The organism is Candidatus Bandiella numerosa, assembly GCF_021811875.1.
Taxonomy (GTDB): domain Bacteria; phylum Pseudomonadota; class Alphaproteobacteria; order Rickettsiales; family Midichloriaceae; genus Aquirickettsia; species Aquirickettsia numerosa_A.
This window is the reverse complement of sequence record NZ_JAJBJD010000197.1, coordinates 1-1,382: the sequence shown is the minus strand read 5'-3', so window position 1 is coordinate 1,382 and position 1,382 is coordinate 1. Positions and strand designations below refer to the sequence as shown.

Annotated in this window: 1 protein-coding gene; it reads left to right on the top strand. The window is 31.8% G+C overall.

Features of this window, described 5'->3' with window-relative positions:
* The first annotated feature begins 72 nt into the window (after positions 1-72).
* Positions 73-1,305, top strand: a complete 1,233-nt coding sequence (locus L8D11_RS05360; RefSeq protein ID WP_336886394.1) for an MFS transporter — start codon at positions 73-75, stop codon at positions 1,303-1,305.
* The last annotated feature ends 77 nt before the right edge of the window (positions 1,306-1,382 follow it).

The window sequence follows — 1,382 nt, the reverse complement described above, 5'->3', positions numbered from 1 at the left end:
ATCTGTAATAATTACTTTCTCTGCATTTGCAACATATTATTTCTGACATATACTAACCTTATTTGTGTTATTGTGCATATCATATCAGCTTTCTCAATTGTATGCTATATTTGTTTAGCAATGCCATGTAGGATGGTGCAAGGTTTTTCATCCTTGGGTGAAATTGTGGGAGCCTTAATATATATGAATGAATTTTTAAAAACTCCCAATAGGTATGTGGCAAGCGGTATTATTGATTTTGCTGCACGTCTTGGTAGTCTGTTTGCTTTAATTATTGCTTCATTTGCATTATTTGCGGATTTCAATTGGAGAGTGGCATTCTGGATAGGTGCAGTAATTGCAGTGATTGGAGTTTTTGCAAGAATAAAGCTCAGAGAAACACCTGATTTTGTGGATTATAAAAGAAGGATGAAGTTAAAAGAAGAACTGAGTGGAAGCAGGATTTATACGCCAAACAAAAATGCAAAGTATGATAAAAAAGCTGTTCTTGCAATGTTTTTTGGAGTGGTAACTATGCCAGTTACTTTTTATATTTCGTACATATATATTGGAGGATTTATGAAAACGTCTCTTGGGATTAGTCCTGAGGATGTTATAAATCACAACTTAAAGCTTGCTTTTCTTGTCCCTTTATCAACTATTATCATGATATTTTTTATGAAAAAGTATCACCCTATAAGAGTTTTAAAATTTAATTTAATTCTAACACTTATTATCATACCTTTTGTTCCATATTGCCTTGAAAATGCAAAGAATTTTTATTTAATAATATGTTTACAATTTTTAATATATGCATTTATAGGCTCATTTTATAATGAAGCAATGTGGATAAAGCATTTTCCAATTGAAAAGCGCTTCACTATTGTGGCTGTTGTGTTCGGTGTTGCAACGGCTTTAGGATATGGTGTACCTGCTTTTGTATTACCACCTCTTTCAAAATACATGGGGCATTATGCTATATTAGTTTTCTTTATACCGTGCATAGTTGGTTTTTTATGGGCGCTTTCTTATCTCAAAAAGCTAGAAATTAAAAAAGGATGCTACCACAATTACCCGAATGAGGATTTTCCACATGAAGACACAGCGATGAGGGAAGAAGAGTATGAATATGAAAATTTGGGAGATGAATATGAACCATATAAAAGTAAATGTGAATATTCAGAAGCGCTACTTAACAAATTGGAAATTATAAGCAAAGAGGAAAACAGAAAACTTAACATGAAGCTAATAGAGAAAGCTATTATATTTGCAAAAAAATGGGCATTGCTAAACAAATATAGCATACAATTGAGAAAGCTGATATGATATGCACAATAACACAAATAAGGTTAGTATATGTCAGAAATAATATGTTGCAAATGCAGAGAAAGTAATTATTACAG